Origin of the sequence: Parapedobacter sp. GCM10030251 (genome assembly GCF_042666505.1) — a bacterium.
Classification (GTDB): domain Bacteria; phylum Bacteroidota; class Bacteroidia; order Sphingobacteriales; family Sphingobacteriaceae; genus Parapedobacter.
Genome location: NZ_JBHTDN010000045.1, coordinates 1 through 730 on the forward strand (window position 1 = coordinate 1; position 730 = coordinate 730).

A 730-nucleotide genomic window follows, 5' to 3' on the forward strand; every position below is an offset into this window, starting at 1 on the left:
AGCAGCCCGGAGAACCTGCTGCGGTACGGGGAGGTGCTGAAGATGAACGGGAAGTATGCCGGGGCGAAGGAGCAGCTGGAAGCGTATGCTGAAAAAACCGGCGACCGGGGCCGGGTTTCGGTACAGCTTGCGGGCTGCGATTCGGCACTGGTATGGATGGCTGATCCCACGGTTCACAGGCTGCGCAACGAGGGTGTGAACACCTCGCTGGCTGAGTTTTCGGTTTTCCCGGCGGGCGATAAGGTATACTATGCGGGCGAGCCGGACGCGCATATGCGTGGCGTGTCCACCTACGGTTGGACGGGCAACCCGTTCCTGCGGGTGTACACGGCGGACCGCGGGGCGGACAACGGGCTTTCAAATGCGGTGATCGCAGCCACGGGCATCAACAATGGGCCGTACCATACCGGTCCGGTGGCTTCCTCCACCGATGGCAGAACGCTGTACGTGACCCGCACGCATGCGGGAAAGGACGGCGAGATCACGCGGGAGGAGCGGCGGAGATACCGGACCAGCAACCTGGAGCTGTATATCCATACGCGCGACGGGAACGGCGGCTGGCAGGCCGAGCCGTTCGCCTACAATAATGCAGGGGAATATTCGGTTGGACATGCCGCCTTGAGCGGGGACGGAAGCATCCTGTACTTCGTAAGCGATATGCCCGGCGGCCGGGGCGGCACGGACATCTGGTACAGCCAGAGGCGGGCAGACGGCAGCTGGGGTGCACCGG

Annotated in this window: 1 pseudogene; it reads left to right on the forward strand. The window is 63.8% G+C overall.

Annotated features, from left to right (window positions below):
- Positions 1 to 730: pseudogene (locus tag ACFQRK_RS23980) on the forward strand (OmpA family protein); the annotation flags it as partial.